The sequence below is a fragment of the Legionella cherrii genome, from assembly GCF_900635815.1.
Classification (GTDB): domain Bacteria; phylum Pseudomonadota; class Gammaproteobacteria; order Legionellales; family Legionellaceae; genus Legionella; species Legionella cherrii.
On the sequence record NZ_LR134173.1, the window covers coordinates 3,065,236 to 3,083,543 of the forward strand.

The window sequence follows — 18,308 nt, forward strand, 5'->3', positions numbered from 1 at the left end:
GCAGCATACATCAGCATGTGAGCATGGATTAGAAAAATTTTCTCGCAAGATGCGTCAAATAAAGCCGTTCGCACATTAACTTTGTTGCCATGTGGCTTTCGCCCTGAACAGTTCAGGCAAATCATTTACAGTCTTTCTTATCTCTTGAGGTAAGGCAAACAAATCTCGAGATTTTTGATAATACACACCCAAAGGGACTGGATAATCCGGGAAAGACAACGAAGCAAGACGCATTGCAGCATTGAAATTGCTGGGGTCATGATGATAAACATCCTTTTCATCAGCTGGGGCACAGATCAATTGCTCATCTTTTACATGCAATGCTTTCTCTTTTTGTACGCCAAATAGCAAGGGTTGCCCTTCTTCCAATACCACTGTATTTTCGGCTCGATTACTTTTAACCGCAAATTCATCAAAAGCACCATGATTGAAAATATTGCAATCTTGATAGATTTCCACAAATGAACAGCCTTGATGTTCCTGGGCTTTTCTTAATATAGTGCCCAAATGAACAGGATCTTTGTCTACAGCACGAGCAACGAAGGTTGCACCAGACGCTAACGCTAAGGCCAGCGGATTTACCGGTTCCGTTGCTACACCCTTAGGAGAAGTTTTGGTTACTTGGCCTTTTTGTGATGTGGGTGAAAATTGTCCTTTAGTTAAACCATACACCTGATTATTAAATAATAAAATATTAACATTGACGTTACGACGTAAAATATGAATCAAATGATTACCGCCAATACTTAAAGCGTCACCATCTCCGGTAATTACCCAAACGCATAAATCTTCACGAAGTGCTTTTAATCCAGTTGCAACTGCTGTAGCTCGACCATGAATGGTATGAAATCCATACGTATTCATGTAGTAAGGCAACCTTCCTGCGCATCCTATTCCTGAAATAAAAACATGCTGTTCTGGAGCGAACCCTAAATCAGGCAACATTTTTTGTAACGCCATTAAAATGGCATAATCACCACAGCCAGGACACCAGCGAACTTCATTTGCATTAGCGAAATCTTCACGTTTATAGTTATTATTCATAATGGGCTTCCGCTTTTATAGTTTTCACCAGATGACTGACAGTAAAAGGCTGGCCATTCGATTGACTTATCACTTGCGCATCAACCAAATAGTTTGCCCGAATAATCTGGCATAAATGCCCTGAATTTAATTCAGCAACCAAAACTTTATCGTATTTTTTTACAATAGCGCCTAAATCCTCGGGTAATGGATTGAGATGACGTAAATGCACATAAGCAATCGCTAATCCTTGTTCCAGGCACTGCAAAACTGCTGATTTTAAGCTGCCGTAAGTACTGCCCCAACCAATTAAGATGATTGATGCATTGGCATCCCCTTCAATCGTCAAAGGACCATATTCTCGTGCAATACCGTTAATTTTCTGTTGACGTAAAAGAACCATTTTTTGGTGATTCTCAGCATCATAACTTACCCGACCCTCTTCACCTTGTTTTTCGAGTCCGCCCAATTGATGAATAAATCCCGGCGTCCCAGGTTTATTCCAGCTACGACTTAAAAATTCATCCCGCGTAAATGGCTTTGGAAAACGGTTAAATTCAATTTGAGGTACTTTTAAAGACGCGACCTCTGGTATTTTCCATGGCTCCGCTGCATTAGCCAGATAAGCATCCAGTAAAACAATTACTGGAGTCATGTATTTCACCGCCAAACAAAATGCTTCTAAAACTGTATTAAAACAATCTGCTGCAGATTGTGCTGCCAATACCGGTAATGGCGCTTCGCCATGTCGCCCATACAGTGCTTGTCGTAAATCACTTTGACTTGTTTTTGTGGGCAATCCTGTAGAAGCTCCTGCGCGTTGTACATCAAGTAAAACCAGGGGTAATTCAGCCACTACAGCCAAACCAAGACTTTCACTTTTTAAATCCAAACCCGGTCCGGAAGTTGTCGTTAAAGCCAATCTGCCACCATATGCAGCACCAATACAAGCACAAATGGCAGCAATTTCGTCTTCTGCTTGCAATAACTGCACTCCATAATCAGCTAAACGCGCACATTCATGCAGTATTGCTGACGAAGGTGTAATCGGGTAGCCTGAAACTAACATGGGAACTTGCGTTGAAGTTGCAATTGCAGCAAGTGCTAAGCCTACTGCTTCAACCCCTGTAATTTGTCGATACTCCCCCACATCCCGATTTACTTCGCCTAGCATGTAGTCACGGCGTGTTAACTCTAGGGTCATGCCATAATTGTATCCCGCTAATAAAGCAAATTGATTGGCTTGAGCAACCATAGGATTGGTTTTGAATTTTTTGGTAATGAATGCTTCGCACGCTGTTGTGGACAAATCAAATAACCACAGTACCAAACCCAAAACATAAAAATTCTTGGTTTTTGTCGCTTGCGGCTTTGTTAATTCAAGCGAAGACACGGCTTGTAAGGTCTGGGTAATTAAAGGAAATGAAATAATTTGATAATGCTCGGCGCAATTATCAAGAAAGCTCTTGTCCATTCCAGCTCTTTGCCAGTCTTTGTCCTGATAGCTGTCCTCATTGATAATGAGCAAACCACCTTGATTCAAATGTTGCAAAGAATTTTTTAATGCAGCAGGATTTAAAGCAACCAGTACATCAAGAGACTCACCCGCGGTAAAAATAGCATGCTCTGCCATTGCCAGTTGAAAACCAGAAACCCCAGCCACCGTGCCTGCTGGCGCTCGAATTTCTGCAGGAAAATCAGGTAAAGTCCGCACATCACGACCAGTAAGTGCCGCACTAATAGTGAGTTGCTCCCCCACCAATTGGACACCATCACCTGAATCCCCAGTAATCCGAATTACAATAACGTCAGATGTTGACATAAAGTCTTGCTTCCTGCATGAGTTGACGCATGTGTCTTACTGCCTCTTTCATACCACAAAATAAAGCTCGGGCAATAATCGCATGGCCAATGTTAAGTTCGTGTAATTCATTTATAGCCGCTATAGGTTGTACATTATGATAATTAAGACCATGGCCTGCATTAACTATCAAATTTAAGCTGGCCGCATATTCCGCAGCGTGTCTTATCCGTTCTAATTCACGCTGTTGTTGCTCAACATGGACAGCATCCGCATAACAACCTGTATGCAATTCTATCACAGGGGCGCCAACATCTGCTGCAGCCGTAATTTGATCACGTTCTGGATCAATAAATAAAGAAACTTCACTACCTATAGCCTGCAAACGTCTTACTGCATTTTCTACCGATTTTCGATGTGTGAGCACATCTAAGCCACCTTCGGTGGTTATCTCTTCCCGCTTTTCTGGAACCAAACACGTATGTTCAGGTGCAATTTCTTCTGCAAAATCGAGCATCGCGTCGGTTACTGCCAATTCAAGATTCATTCGCGTTTGTAATACTTGTTTAATCAAACGTACATCGCGAGCCTGGATATGGCGTAAATCTTCTCTCATATGTAAAGTAATACCATCAGCACCAGCTTCTTCTGCATCCATCGCAGCTTGCACCGGATCAGGGTAGCGGGTTCCGCGTGCTTGACGTACAGTAGCTATATGATCAATATTGACACCCAATAATATTGGCTTATTCATGCAACACCTTACTAAATAAAATAAAGAGTATAAAGTCCATCATGGCCTAGAGCAAGAACCCTATTTATTTCAGGTGGGAACAACAGTACGGTTTTTCCAGATCGTTTCTTGAACCACACTTTTATTCACACTCATTTATTTTACTTCTGCAAAATACAATGCTCTTGTCTTAATCTCACGTCCACCTAAAAGATGATCTATTGCTTGGCGCATAATTATTTTTGCTGATTTGAGATAGGGAGCTTCATTTAAATTATCTTGTGCCAATGCAAGAATATGCGCGCCTGGAATTCCTCTACTATCTTCAACGAAGCCTTCACCCGCAACAAATTGATAAGATACCTCTTCAACAATTAAATTTGCCGTTCTTGCTTCTTGCGTTAATGAAAAGGAATAACCACATGCATGGAGTAAAGTCCACTCAAAACGCCTTAACAAGGCTTCAATCATCAATCGTTCCGTGGTAGAAGCAAGACCATTCATAGTAAATAGATAGGCATCAAATAAGCTTGAATCAGAATAGTTAGGGCTTAGTGCATAATAGAGAATTTCATTGACATATAAGCCCGCAAAAAGCGAGCTGCCGGTAAGGTAAAGTGTTGGGGAAATACTTTCAACCGTTTGTGCATAATGTCGCTCATGACGTTCTGAAAGACTCACCCATAAAGGTGTAAACGGTTGGAGAAGGGCTTGCTTTTTAGGGGTGCGCCCCCCTTTACAAAGGCACTGGATCAATCCTAGCTCGCGTGTAAAAAAACTAACTTGAGCACTCGTATCCCCAGACCATTTTTTATGTAAAACCCAAGCCTCTATCGTCTTAGTGGTCATAGCCTAATTGTTTTAATATGCGCTCGTCATCCGACCAGCCTGATTTTACTTTGCACCAGCACTGTAAGAATACTTTTTTACCTAATAGCTTTTCCATATCCATCCGTGCATTGGTTGCCATTTCCTTTAATTTTTGTCCCTTATCACCAATAATCATGCGTTTATGATTGTCTTTATCTACAAGAATTAATGCATGAATGCGCACAAGCGCGCCTTCATCCTTATAAGATTCTATGTCTACAGTAACAGAATAAGGTAATTCTTGTCCGCAAAAACGGAAAATCTTTTCACGCAATAATTCAGCACATAAAAATTTGATAGACCGATCAGTCAATTGGTCATCAGGAAACAGATGAGGTCCCTCGGGCAGATAATTCTGTAATTTATCTTGCAGATCATCGACTTGGACCCCTGTTTTTGCAGATACAGGAATAATTGCGGCAAACTCATGCTTTTCACTCATTTGCTCTATCCAAGGCAATAACTGCGTTTTGTCATCAATTTTATCTACTTTATTAACCACCAAAATACAAGGTACTTTGGCCTGTTTGACCAAACTTAAAACGTATTCATCTTCTTCTTGCCAATGAGTTCCATCAACTAAAAAAGCAATCACATCCACATCACGCAATACACTTATTGCTGTTTTGTTCATCATGCGATTCATTGCTTTTTTACTTCCCTGATGGATTCCAGGTGTATCCACATAAACAAATTGGTAATCACCCTCAGTACGTATCCCCAAGATACTGTGCCGGGTTGTTTGTGGCTTTCTTGAGGTAATGCTTACTTTTTGTTGCAAAATACAATTGAGGAGTGTCGATTTACCTACATTAGGCCTACCAACCAAGGCGATATAACCACAATAACTAGTCATTAAAATAGATTCCTGTTTATTTTTAAAACATTTTATCAGTGACACCATAAAATTTCCAGATTTTGTAACCGGTCCTACTTGATATTTCATTAAAAAACCAAGTATCCTGTGCACTATGTGAACAAAGGATGGTTCCGATGTCTGATTTTGTAACGACAAAAGGGCACACACAAATTATCGTCCCCTTAACCATTACTCCCTTTAGCCATCAAGCACTACCTACGGTGACTGGGAGTCCATTCAGCCATGAAGCAGGGGCAGTACTATATGGGCATTATAATATGGAATACCTCCTCCCCGGAGGTGACAGGCTGCGCTTAATTGCCAACCATGATAAAAAAACGGTGCAGCTTATGTTATTCACCCACCAGGACGCTCTAATCCAACTTCTTCCAGGAGATCGACCCGCTTCATTAGTTGCTAACATCATAAGCAAAGTTCATCGCTATCGAATCCGTTCAGCCAGTTACAGTCATCCACTCACTTCGGCACAAGAGCAAAAGCTGCAACTGGCAAACGAATGCATTGATTCATTAAAAAAATTGTTAAAAAAAGAACGTAAACTAAGCAGCCAGGATCATGAAGGGCATCAGGCATTAAAAAAACAAGTGATTGATATTATTGGACATTGCTCCAATCAAAATCGCTTAATATCAGCTACTCCCCTCGTATCCGAAGGTGCTCTAGGAGATATTCTTTATGAGGCTCATAAAACGGCGCAACATTATTCATTTAACCGTGTTTTTTCTGTATCACGGCAAGACCAAATGGATTTTAGCCATATCTTAAAAAAACATACAGCACCACACCCTTGTCTTGTTTGGGACAGTGAACTCCATATAGGCCATAACAGCAAAGATTTAGATGATGCTTTAAGGGTTATCTGTGATTATTATAAATTGTCACATGCAGCAAAGTTGAGCAATGTCCCTGCAAATAGATTTGCCCAGCTTGCCGCTTTTTTTAATAAATTATGGCGAGATGGCCATGATTGGGTCAATTATTTATCAATGAATGCCAAGCCGGAACATAAAACCGAAGTATTAAAGCGCCTGGATGGTCTGACAATAACCCAAATAACTCCCTACTACAGACTGCAAGGCTTTCCACAAAAAGGTTATCCCGATTTAAAGATGTTAATTAACCAACTAATCGATAGTTCTAGCGAACCCATATGTGTAAGTAGCATAAAAAAAGCAAAACAAATACTTAACCAATTACCCCATGGAAGCTGGGCAATTATTGCTAATGAGCAACTCGTCCTGATAAGACAAGAAAACCAATTGGTGCAAGTGCGTTATTTCATTCATGAGGGGCTTTTCTATCCATTGCCGGAAGGACAAGATTTATATACTCTAGGACAAATTAGTAAACGTCATCTCTATTTACCGGAACGTGTCGGTCTTAAACTGAATGCGTTTATTTCACGAATACCTCGATTTTTCTATAACTTCTATAAAAGCATGAATCGTTTTATAATTCATGACTTACATGACGATTTTTTCAATCATATCCATGATACACACCTCCCCCCACAAGATTCCTTTGAGCTAAAAAAACAACAAAAACAACGCGCTAAAGCAAGAAACTCTCTAATTTTGGCTTTAGAAAATAAAGGACTTTTAACTACGGGACAAACCTTAGAAGAGTTCATTAAAGAACGAATTAGCGACAGCCCCTACATTATTGCACGCTCCAATCATCCACCAAGTCCACATGCTTATGACAATCCTTTTCATCGAGCGTTAGAAGTAATACGCCATATTGCCAGTTTTTTTATCGACGTGAGCGAAAAAAATCCCTTGATTGGTACTTTAGCAATGGCTGCCTATGCCTACGGTGGTGGCGCTGTACTTGCGCCCGAATTCCTTAAATCGATTTTAACCAAATTACACTTGCACGGTTTAATCTCAGGCATTGAGCCGACACAAAAATTAGCTCATTGGATGAGTCATGGAACAATTTCTGAAGCTATTTCGGCATCGATAACCTACTGGCAAGGTGTCGTGGCGGGTGGCAACCTGGATAAATTTTTTGTTGAGGCGGTGAATGTACTCAAGGAAGATCCAGCGGAAATTGCCATTATCGCTTCATTGGCGCTGAGTTTAGGTTATAGTTTAACAAAAATAATTCCTTCGCTAGGACGTGAAATGGGGGAATTTCCCTATACCAATTATGCTGCATTAGGTGGAAAAGGCGGAGCTGCTATTTATGATACAATTATGCACCCAGGTGATGATTGGTTTTTAGGGACTTGTAAATGGCTATGCAAATTTTTTGTAAACTTAGGGAAACTTGGTATTGCTCCTTTTTTTGAAGGCTACCATTATGGATTTTATGATGGGTTTCTCAAAGGCTTGGGAAAAAGTGGGAGGCTGTTTAAAAACCTCAGCAAGCAAATTCTTGCAGCCAGCACCGATTTTATTTTAGCGCTACTTACTATCCCACTGCTTGAGGCAAGTGCTCTTTTTATTCATGTACCATTTCGTGGTATTACAAATCTACTCACTAAAACACTTGCAGTTCTTGGTAACGTCAGTGACACAGGCGAATTATTACTTTTCTTTTCTAAACGGCCACCATCAGACAATTTAATAGCCAATTTCAGATTTTCCCCGCTTTATGGTTTTACCTGGCCATTTGGGCATTTTTCTGATAATCAACTCCTCAATCTCTGCATTAACAGTGTTCGGGCTCTATGCATACCACTATTACAATTAGCAAAAAATCTCCTTATTTTGCCTATCCTTGATTTCATCTCACTTTCTACACGCATAGGGCTTACTATTTTAAATCCTGTAACGCGTATTTTTGCCTATGCTTTAGGCAGTATTATATGTACGCTCGGCGAAATATGGGATCAATCATTTGGTGTCTTGTTTGCAGCCAGTGCAAAGGGAATCGCTATAGCGTGCAACTGGATCGATAACCAAGCCAGTTCAGTGAAACAAACATTATTATCATTTATAGAAAGTCAACGGGGGCATTTATACTTTTGGGCATTTGCGCGTGAAGATATTAAATTGCACACCACTTTAAACGATGCAGAATATTACTCAAGTGATCCACGACGTTATGAATTGATCCCACACTCAAGCACTCATTGTTTGTTGCGAACACTTTTGGATAACAGCAGTGAAGCACGCTTGTTAGAAGACAGGCATAGCCCTATACCTCATCATCCCCCTATGTTTCCAGTAAAAAATTCGCAAAGTATTCCGAAAGCTTCTTCACAAAACGAGGTAATTAACTATAGTATGTAGGGGAGACCTACTTTAAAAACAGCCAAATTTTGGTATTTTATTGACCAGTATTATATAATTAAAATAAGCTGTAAGAGGATATATACATGACGCTATCGAAACAATCCCTCTCTGAAGTGCTTACACCCATTGAATATAAAGCCCTGGATAACAAATTAGCTGAATCTATAAAATCTAAGATAGATGATGATCCTAATTCTTCAATAAATCTTAGCCTTTTCGGTCTACAAGATTCTGACAGTTTAAGACGTTTCTTGTTAACCCCTGCTGGAGAAACAACAACGGAGAGACTTGTTACTGAAAAAGAAAACGAGAGAGCTATTGAAGAATGGCAGCAGCAGCAACTTCAAGAACAAATCCGGATGGAGGAACAAAGAAGGGCCTTTTTCCATTTTCTCATGGAAGAGGATGAAGCTGAAGCCAAAAAAGCTCAAAACGAGCTTATCCAAATGCAACAAGAAAAAACAATGAAAGATGAGCAAAAAGCGCAGCAAAAGACAGCCCCTCCTGAACCGAACAAAGCAACACAGGAAGCAATTAAAGGTTATGATAATACGATAAAACAGCTTGAAGAAGATCGAAAGGTGCTTGAGAACCGTTCAAAAAAGTTAGAGCAAGAGAAAGAATTAATTGAAAATAAATATAGTACTATGGAGAAGAGTTTAGACGATGCTCCTAAATTCGAAAAACTATCAGAAAATAAAATTCAAACTGAGATTGAGAAACTTCAAAAACAGGCCAATCAAATCGCAGATGACATGGTGAATCCCAAATTAAAGCTAACCGACAAACAAATGTATGCAAAAGTACATGAGCTCAATGCCATAGAAGCAAAAATTGCAAACTTGAATGATATAATCGCTACTAAAAAAGAAGGCGGAAAACAATTCGTTGATGCTCAGGGAAAACCCGCTAGCATGAAAGATGCTGCTTTTGTTATTCCTAGAAATAAAGAAATTGTCAAAGATAAAGATGGAAATTATTATCTAATCAAAAAAGGGGAATCCTTTGATCAGATGACCCCAACCCAAAAAGAGGAAGCGCAAAAAGCGTTTCAACGTGAGAAAAAGGACATTCAAGTCGTAAGAGATGTTGTAAAAGACACCAAAAAAGAGGCATTAGAATTCAACGCGAAAAGTATTGCAGAGAATAATAAAGCATTAGACCTCAATGCGCTGAGTCTTGCACAAAATAAAGCAGAAAAAACAATGCTAGAAAACCAGGCGAGGTTAATGCAATCAGCACGTGCAACTGTACAGCAGTCTTTACAACAAAATCCAACGGACAATTTAGCGTTGAAAGCACCTCGATCCACTCTCACTACCCCTTCAGTTTCATTGCCAACAATAGCTCAAACACCACAATCGTCCAAAGTCGGCTCAACTCCAATTCCGACTCAACAACAAATTTTTAATGCGGCATTTGTCCAAACACTGAATCAAGGACAAAAGCCAGGTACTCAAACGACTTGGGGTAAATTATTTAAATTTGTCGATGAAATTCAAGATCCACGAGTGAAAGAGGAAGCAGATAAATTCTTAACGGATGAAGCCAAAAAAAACCAATCAAAAGATAAGTCATCTACCCTGGATAATCTAAAGGAAACGTTAAAGCAAACACCGGTACCTGAAGTCACAATGAATGCGTTCCTGAAGCATATGGCTGCATTTGAAGAAGCCTATAAGGAGAATGTCACCCCGGAACAGGGCCCGATAGAACAACAACAGCGAGAACCCGATACCATCTCACCCTCCGCTACTAATATGTAGGGATCTTAACTGTCGATAAATGAGGAAATCTATCCTGAGAATACCTAATTGGATACTCAGGTTACATTTTAGGGTCTGTTTACAGACCCTAATTTGTTCAAACTAATTGCCCCGGCCGGGATCCTGGCAAAAAGGAGTAGTGTTCGATTTTTAATCTCTATTAATATCAAACTGTAAATGCCATTATCTGTCGTGACCTGGACGAATCAAAAACACCATAGCAGTTAATATTCTCCGTGAAATACGCTGATAAAATTGATAAATCAACTTTACTAAATTTGACCTCCTGAGAAAACGTAGATTTATCTTACTAATTTAACTTTTTTCAAAAGTCATAAGAATCGGACAAGGCGAAGAAATACTCTCTCTACATTTTGCTACCAAAAGTGATAGCGTGTTACGAGCCTCTGTTAACTCATTAATTTTTAAATTAAGTTTTTCAATACGCTTTTCAGCCATGTCTCTTACACGCTCCCGATCATTTTTAGCATCAAAATCTAACAATTCTTTTATTTCTTTTAGAGTAAAGCCTGCTTTTTTAGCTAACAGGATAAACCTCAAACGGCTTACATCATTCTCACCATAACGTCTTATTTTTCCAGTTCCAAATTCTTTCTTAAGCAACGGGACATGAAGTAGACCTTTACGTTGATAATAACGTATGGTTTCAACCCCAACTTCACATAATTTAGCAAATTCACTAATTGTCATATCATGCATTTCTTGACTCCGTACTATGGTACGTACTCTATATTACTATTTTTGGACCATTAATTTAAAGAGTATAGAAATGAGCAATACCTCAATGAAAAAAGCAATTCTGTATCGCATGGCGATGAAACATCATGTTTGTCCCTATGGCCTTAAAGCTAGAGATTTATTGCAGCGCCAAGGTTATGAGGTGGAAGATAATTGGCTATCAACACGTGAGCAAGTCGATGCGTTTAAGCAAAAGCACGATGTGAAAACCACACCTCAAACTTTTATCCATGGAGAGCGGATTGGGGGTTATGATGATTTGCGACGTCACTTTAAAAAGAAGTTAAGAGATCCTAAAGAAACAAGTTATCGACCAGTCATTGTACTTTTTGTAATGACTGCGATGATGGCAATGTCAGTGAGTTACGCATTCTTTGGTAACCTGTTTACAGTACGTGCTTTAGGCTGGTTTGTTGCTTTTAGCATGACAGTTCTTGCTCTATTAAAATTACAGAATATCGAAAGTTTTTCAACGATGTTTCTAAACTATGATCTCTTGGCTAAACGTTGGGTTCCTTATAGCTATATTTATCCATATGCTGAGGGTTTAGCAGGTCTATTAATGATTTCAGGAGCACTAAATTGGTTTTCCATTCCAGTTGCCTTATTTATTGGAACTGTAGGTTCACTTTCTGTGTTTAAAGCCGTTTATATCGACAAACGTGAGCTAAAATGCGCCTGTGTGGGAGGTGACAGTAACGTACCTTTAGGATTTATTTCACTCACTGAAAACCTAATGATGATTGGAATGGCTTTATTCATGTTGATTATGTAATTCAACTAATTTGCTGATCAGGAGTATAGATGAAAACTTTATCCACGGTATGACTATTGAGTTTGCTATCTAACAACTCCTGGACATACGCTATCCCATCTGCCCATTGAAACATGAACTACCCGATCAAAATACTATACAAGTAGTGATTAAGAATGCCTCGAGTAAAAGCAGGGCCAACACTACAGAAACAATTCCCTCCAGGAGACAAGGTAACCTGGTTTTTGCAGCTTAATAATTGAACATAACCCTTTTTTACCAAGATCACGGCCGAGGGTCTAATTAATATCCTTAATTTCTTTAACCAAGAATCATTAATATACTTGCCAATACGATCTAACTCTTCTAACATTAAACTTTATGCTCATATGAAACAAAGTTTACTAAAAAATAATATACATCACCGTAGGACTCACTATGATCTTAGATAAGTTACTGGGCAATCAATCTGTAATTATATCACTGGATGTAGACAATTTTTTGTTTGAACGATTACAACAAATTAAAGATGCTGGTTTTGACTTGGTTGAAATTAATTCAACCGATCAAAAATTATTAGCTCAAGCAGTTGCCCGCTACCCATCTCTTAAAATTGGTGCTGGCGGTGTGATTGATACCCAACAACTTGAAAATTGTTATCAGGCAAGTGTGCATTTTGCAACTAGCCCTGGTTATTTACCCGAAATTGCACAAACAGCCAACGTTTACTCATTCAATTACCTACCCGGAGTGGCTACCATTTCAGAAGCAATGGCAGTGATGAGTCTTGGTTACACGCATGTTCGCCCGTTTCCTGCGGATTTGGCTTTTTGTACCCTTTTAAATAAATGCCTTCCTCATCTCAAATTATTCCCCGCTGAAATTGAATGGGAAGAAGCAGAACATTTCCTGAATTTACCTGCAGTAGCCGCAGTGAGTATACATAATCCAGATACAAAACAGCTCAACGCGCTTACAACAAGCATTTTGGCCTAGCACTAAGTTTTACGTGGGATGTAAAAAAACTTGGTGAACGGTCCAAATGTGGCCGTTCCTTGGTATAAACTGGCCATTTGCACTCTAATAAAATTTTAATAATATTTCCTTAATGTGGAAGAGCCTATAATAATTAATAAGTAATATTACAGGCTCTGATTCTATGCTTACTGATACGATATTAGATAAAGCAGCAGCTACTCTTTCCAGTTATGGTGAGAATACTAAAATAGATCCTGACTTTGCTAAATACAAAAAAGGCATAAAAAATGCCCTAATTGAATTTATTATGCATTGCAAAGAAAAATTGCCACTTGTCCAACAGTTAGAATATATTGCCAAAGAAATGGAAGACAAGCCCAATAATATGTCTGCGACAATTGATGAGCAAAGTGATAAAAAGCGGACTTGGACCTTAGCTTTTGCTTTAGCCGCATTAGCGATAGAGCGTAAAAATGATCTACCCAAAGATCATCAGGAAATCGCTCCCATTGATACTCTATTAGCTGGATTAAGCAATGGATGGATCAAGGGATTTAAATTTAATTCAGTAGCTATCAATGATGTTCTAAATGGAATGAAAGATTGGATTCAAAAGTATGATATCAATCAAAATAATCAAACCAGGCATGAAATTTTATTAGCACTTTACGCTGCGGCATGTGCATTTGAAGCAAAGATATTAAGTGCTGGGCTCCTAGCAAGACCCTATAAAAATGACATACTCATCATAAAAAATTTGATAGCGAATAAGTTTAGTGAATTAAAACAACAATTGGAACGTGAAAGCAGACAAGAGAAGCAAATCCATGACGCCTTTCAAAAACTGATCTCAAAGGAGGAAGTTTTATATCAGCAGTTGAAAGAGCAATTAGTCCTTTTAAAAAAACAACAAGAGCAAAAACAACAAGAACTGGATACAGCAGAAGAAAAATGTGCTCGACTAGATAAATTACAACAATTGTTAAATAGGCAGCCATCAGAAGTTAAAGATAAGGAAAAAGAAGAACAAGAGAAAATGAAGCTATTTTGGAAGGTGTATTCTACGCAACCTAAATTCGAGCAGCTTTTAGCGGATCTTGAGGTACCAGAGCAAGAAAGACCTGGATGGCAACAATATTTTAATTACCAACACGGCTCGTATCTAAAACAAGCTGCAGCGGCATTTTGGACTGGGAATTGGGGGCCTTCTAAGGGTTGGGGTGGAATTGCAAGTAACACGATTTCTGTGAACGTTCTCCTCAGCAAAAGTAATGCGGCTAAAGAACCTCTTACCGCCATTCAACCTCAAATTAAAAAGCAAAAATTAATTCCGGATGCAGAAAGACCTTGTCAACTCATTGACGATATAGAAAAAGAATTAAAAAATTTGATCGGATTAAAAAAGATGGAAATGGATCCGCTCAAAGCCCAACTTTTAGACGTAATGGAACACAAAAAAACCAATACCTTAGAGAAAATAAATAGTGATATTGAAGCGTTTAAAAAAAATTTAGAACAACAAAATGAAACGGTTAAATCTCTAAAAGAAATTCATAAAAAAATTGAAATAATGAAAAAACATACAGATTGTACTGATGTTGAAAAAGCTTTTGGATTATTTCTGAATGAGGCCGCAAATACCATAAGCTACACCCAGCAACCTTTACCCTCTAACCTACCTACTGCGGAGAAAATATTAGCTTTAGAGCAGTCAATAGATAGAGCATTAAATAACGTACAAGGACTTCAACTGAGTCTCAATCATATGGTAAAGGCATCTCGCAGCCAAGAGTCAAATGTTATTCAATTAGTGACCGAATTTGTCAAATCCAAAGAAGCTACATGGGGTCATACCCTATTATCCTTTTTTTCCCCCGCTTATAGAACAATGTTTGATGAGTTAAAAAATGCTGTTACTTTAAACTCCCCAGAAGAAAGTTTTAATCAAGTGAAAGCAGTATTAGGAATAACATACGAAACTTCAAAAAAGAAAGAAATCAATAGTCAATTCAAAAAATTAAAAGAAAAAGCAGAAGAAGCCCTATGTGAAGAAATACCCTTTAATAGACAAAGCTCCTAAGAAAAAAAGAGATTTACCAAAAATTTAGAGTGCCCATAAGCAGCGCTGTAAGCCTGAAAGAGCCTTATTTTTTGAACTATTTATCTTCTTTTAATGCACATAACGTGTTTCTATTTATAAACGGATTAGGAATCCTGTTTATTCACCAATAAATCCAAAAGAAAGAATCCAGCACCGATACAAATCGCGCTGTCAGCTAGGTTAAAAGTAGCGAAATGATGATGTTTGTAATAGACATCAAGAAAATCAATCACATAACCATGAAAGGCTCTATCGAACAAATTACCCACTGCCCCCCCTAAAATGAGGCTGATTCCAGCTAAAAGCAATTTAGCCTGGCTTGCAGTACGATACAACCAGATGGCAAGTATCATACTTACGATCAGACTAAAACCGGCAAAAAACCATCTGTGCCAATCTCCAGCACCGCTTAAAAAACTAAATGCCGCGCCAGAGTTATAGGCCAGGGTAAGATTAAACATGGGAAAAACAGGCAATGGTTTATACGGAGTTAGAAGCACCCCTACCAAGTATTTGCTTGCTTGATCAAAAACAATTACTGCAAAACTAAGTAAAAACCATGGCCATTTTTTCATATAAATTGCCTCATTTCCTCTTGACCACTAATATTACCAACACAGCGTAAACACAACTCAGGATGCTGACTATCTTGGCCAACATCAGGTCTTCGGTGCCAACAACGAGCGCATTTTTCATGCGAACTTGCAGAAACTGCAATAGAGACACCATATGGCGTAGTGGATAATCCAGCTGGAACTGTGTTCATCGGATGTACGATTGCCCCAGAGGTGATTAATAAAAAGCGCAATTCTTCGCCCAAACGAGTGAGCTTAGGTAGTACTTTATCGTCTGCATATAAAGTTACCTCAGCAGCTAAGGCAGAACCAATTTCTCCTTTTTGGCGGGTTTCTTCTAAAGCCTTATTGACCTCGTCACGAATTAAATGCAGTTCGTCCCAGTCCGCCATATTGACATCGTCTATTTTTGGCCACGCCTCATACCATAGCTCGGTAAACACGGACTCTTGATTGTAACCAGGGATATAGCGCCCTATTTCTTCTGCAGTAAAGGACAATATCGGTGCAACCCAAAGCGTGAATGCACGAACTATATGATACATAGCAGTTTGGCAAGAACGTCTCGCTTTACTTTCTTTTGCAGTGGTGTATTGTCTGTCCTTAATCAAATCAAGATAAAAACTTCCCATATCTACCGCACAGAAATTATGAATTTTTTGATAAATAATATGAAATTGATAGCCTTCATAGGCTTCTATAATTTCTTCTTGTAACAGTTGGCTGCGTTTTAATGCCCATTTATCTAATTCCAAAAGATCTTTGTCTTGTACAGAATCGACTGCTGGATCAAAATCAAATAAATTGGCCAACAAAAAACGGGCGGTATTACGGATTCTTCGATAAGCATCTGCATTTCGTTTGATAATTTCATCCGAAATACTCACTTCATGCCGATAATCTGTCGAGGCGACCCATAAGCGCAATATATCAGCACCATGCTGATTGACGAGTTGATCTAAAGCGACATAATTTCCTTTGGATTTAGAAAGCTTTTTACCCTCAGCATCCACAGTATAACCATGGGTCAATACCGTTTTATAAGGAGCAACTCCATACATGGCTACTGAAGTAGTTAATGACGAGTTAAACCAACCGCGATGCTGATCGGAACCTTCAAAATAAATGTCTGCGGGAAATGCCAATGCATTATTTTGCTGCAAAACACAGTAGTGGGTTACACCGGAATCGAACCACACATCCATAGTGTCATTAATTTTGTCATAAAACTCGGCATCATCTCCTAGTAGTTCTCTTTTATCCAATTCAAACCAAGCATCAATACCGGATTTCTCAATAAGTAACGCAATCTTTTCAATGAACTCCAGGGTATTTGGATGCAATTCACGTGTCGTGTTATGAACAAATAAAGGCATAGGGGTTCCCCAAGCTCTTTGTCTTGAAATACACCAGTCAGGTCTATTTTCAACCATATTGCTAATACGAGCTTTCCCCCAATCAGGAACCCAAGTTACTTTCTCAATTTCTTTAACAATATGCTCTCTTAATTGACTTTTATCCATAGAAATAAACCATTGAGGCGTTGCCAAGAAAATCATAGGAGATTTATGTCGCCAGCAATGAGGATAACTGTGTCTGATATTTTCTTTTGCTAAAAGAACACCTTTTTCCGCCAAAACTCCCAAAATCGTGTCATTCGCTTTTAATACAGAAAGTCCAGCAAATAAGGCTACATCATCAGCAAAACAACCATTTCCTTTAACTGGATTAATTAAGGGTAAATTATAAGCTTGTCCTACCAGATAATCATCTGGGCCATGAGCAGGTGCAGTATGCACACTTCCAGTACCTGATTCAGTAGTAACATGCTCCCCTAATATGACGGGTACAACTCGATTATAAAAAGGATGTTTTAATTTCAAATGCTCAAAAACTTTTCCCTTTGCCGAGCCACGAATAGTATATTGACTCATCTCATAACGAGCCATCGCAGATTCGACCAAATCGGTGGCCAGAATCAAATAACAATCGCCTGTATCGACTAAAGAATAATCAATTGTTGGATGCAAACATACCGCTTCGTTAGCAGGTAAGGTCCACGGTGTAGTAGTCCAAATAGGCAGGCTTAGCGGTTTTGTTTCTGCGTTTACATCAAATAGATCAATAAACTCTTCAGGTTTTACTGCAAAAAAAGCGACATCGATTGATGGTGAAGTCTTCTCATCATAGTCCACCTCTGCTTCTGCCAAAGCAGAACCGCAATCAATGCACCAATGTACGGGTTTAAAGCCTTGTTGCAAGTGGCCGTTTTTGATCATCAAACCAAGAGCGCGTACGATATTGGCCTCATAGCGAAAATCCATAGTAACATAGGGATTATACCAATCTCCAAAAACCCCGAGTCTTTGAAATTCATCACGTTGGATATCGATTTGACTCGCAGCATACTCACGACATTTAGCACGAAATACCTTGGCAGATACCTTATCGCCCACACGGCCTATCTTTTTCTCGACATTGAGCTCGATAGGCAATCCATGACAATCCCATCCAGGGACAAATGGTGCATCATATCCGCTGAGTGATTTGGATTTAATGATAATATCTTTAAGAATTTTATTTAACGCATGTCCGCAATGTAAATGACCATTTGCATAAGGAGGACCATCATGCAAAATAAAACGCTTACTTCCAGCACGTGCTCTACGAATTTGTTCATATACCTTTTTAGTCTGCCAATTGGCCAAGACTTCAGGCTCTCGAGTAGCCAAGCTTGCCTTCATTGGAAATGAAGTATTCGGAAGATTTAATGTATCTTTATATTCTGCCATAAGGTTCACTCTGCGAAATCGTTAAATTTTGGTG

The 18,308-nt window shown here is 39.0% G+C and carries 13 protein-coding genes; 5 read left to right on the forward strand and 8 right to left on the reverse strand.

Annotated elements, in window-relative coordinates:
- Window positions 1-75: 75 nt before the first annotated feature.
- The 5 genes from EL022_RS13010 to era form a co-directional block, all read right to left on the reverse strand.
- Complete coding sequence (locus EL022_RS13010) at window positions 76-1,044, reverse strand: 2-oxoacid:ferredoxin oxidoreductase subunit beta (protein WP_028380163.1); 969 nt, start codon at window positions 1,042-1,044, stop codon at window positions 76-78.
- Window positions 1,037-2,845 carry a 2-oxoacid:acceptor oxidoreductase subunit alpha gene (locus EL022_RS13015; RefSeq protein WP_028380162.1) on the reverse strand — a complete coding sequence of 603 codons (1,809 nt, stop codon included), beginning with the start codon at window positions 2,843-2,845 and terminating at the stop codon, window positions 1,037-1,039. Before EL022_RS13015 ends, EL022_RS13010 begins: the two co-directional genes overlap by 8 nt.
- Complete coding sequence (pdxJ, locus tag EL022_RS13020) at window positions 2,832-3,578, reverse strand: pyridoxine 5'-phosphate synthase (protein WP_028380161.1); 747 nt, start codon at window positions 3,576-3,578, stop codon at window positions 2,832-2,834. Before pdxJ ends, EL022_RS13015 begins: the two co-directional genes overlap by 14 nt.
- A gap of 135 nt (window positions 3,579-3,713) precedes the next feature.
- A complete protein-coding gene (gene recO / locus EL022_RS13025) occupies window positions 3,714-4,406 on the reverse strand; it encodes a DNA repair protein RecO (RefSeq protein ID WP_028380160.1) in 693 nt (230 codons plus the stop codon).
- Window positions 4,396-5,283, reverse strand: coding sequence for a GTPase Era (gene era / locus EL022_RS13030; RefSeq protein ID WP_028380159.1), 888 nt, complete (start codon window positions 5,281-5,283; stop codon window positions 4,396-4,398). Before era ends, recO begins: the two co-directional genes overlap by 11 nt.
- A gap of 137 nt (window positions 5,284-5,420) precedes the next feature.
- Here era and EL022_RS13035 point away from each other — a divergent pair, with 137 nt between their 5' ends.
- Window positions 5,421-8,546, forward strand: coding sequence for a hypothetical protein (locus EL022_RS13035; protein WP_028380158.1), 3,126 nt, complete (start codon window positions 5,421-5,423; stop codon window positions 8,544-8,546).
- 86 nt (window positions 8,547-8,632) lie between these two features.
- Entirely contained in the window at window positions 8,633-10,315 is a 1,683-nt protein-coding gene (locus EL022_RS13040) for a hypothetical protein (RefSeq protein ID WP_028380157.1), read from the forward strand.
- 315 nt (window positions 10,316-10,630) lie between these two features.
- On the opposite strand, the gene EL022_RS13045 is transcribed toward EL022_RS13040, so the two are convergent.
- Window positions 10,631-11,035 (reverse strand): MerR family transcriptional regulator, encoded by a 405-nt coding sequence (locus tag EL022_RS13045; RefSeq protein ID WP_028380156.1) that lies wholly within the window; start codon window positions 11,033-11,035, stop codon window positions 10,631-10,633.
- A gap of 70 nt (window positions 11,036-11,105) precedes the next feature.
- Between EL022_RS13045 and EL022_RS13050 the strand changes: the two genes are divergently transcribed.
- From EL022_RS13050 to EL022_RS13060, 3 genes are all read left to right on the forward strand, one after another.
- Complete coding sequence (locus EL022_RS13050) at window positions 11,106-11,849, forward strand: MauE/DoxX family redox-associated membrane protein (protein ID WP_028380155.1); 744 nt, start codon at window positions 11,106-11,108, stop codon at window positions 11,847-11,849.
- Window positions 11,850-12,266: 417 nt separating this feature from the next.
- Window positions 12,267-12,824: a bifunctional 4-hydroxy-2-oxoglutarate aldolase/2-dehydro-3-deoxy-phosphogluconate aldolase gene (locus tag EL022_RS13055; protein WP_028380153.1), complete on the forward strand. Its 558-nt coding sequence runs from the start codon at window positions 12,267-12,269 to the stop codon at window positions 12,822-12,824.
- A gap of 163 nt (window positions 12,825-12,987) precedes the next feature.
- On the forward strand, window positions 12,988-14,886 hold the full coding sequence (locus EL022_RS13060; protein WP_028380152.1) for a hypothetical protein: 1,899 nt from the start codon (window positions 12,988-12,990) through the stop codon (window positions 14,884-14,886).
- 125 nt (window positions 14,887-15,011) lie between these two features.
- Here the strand turns inward: EL022_RS13060 and lspA are convergent, their stop codons facing one another.
- Entirely contained in the window at window positions 15,012-15,482 is a 471-nt protein-coding gene (gene lspA, locus EL022_RS13065; RefSeq protein WP_028380151.1) for a signal peptidase II, read from the reverse strand.
- The gene (gene ileS, locus EL022_RS13070; protein WP_028380150.1) at window positions 15,479-18,274 is read right to left on the reverse strand and encodes an isoleucine--tRNA ligase; all 2,796 of its coding nucleotides are present in this window, start codon (window positions 18,272-18,274) and stop codon (window positions 15,479-15,481) included. The genes lspA and ileS overlap by 4 nt, the downstream gene beginning before the upstream one ends.
- Window positions 18,275-18,308: the final 34 nt, after the last annotated feature.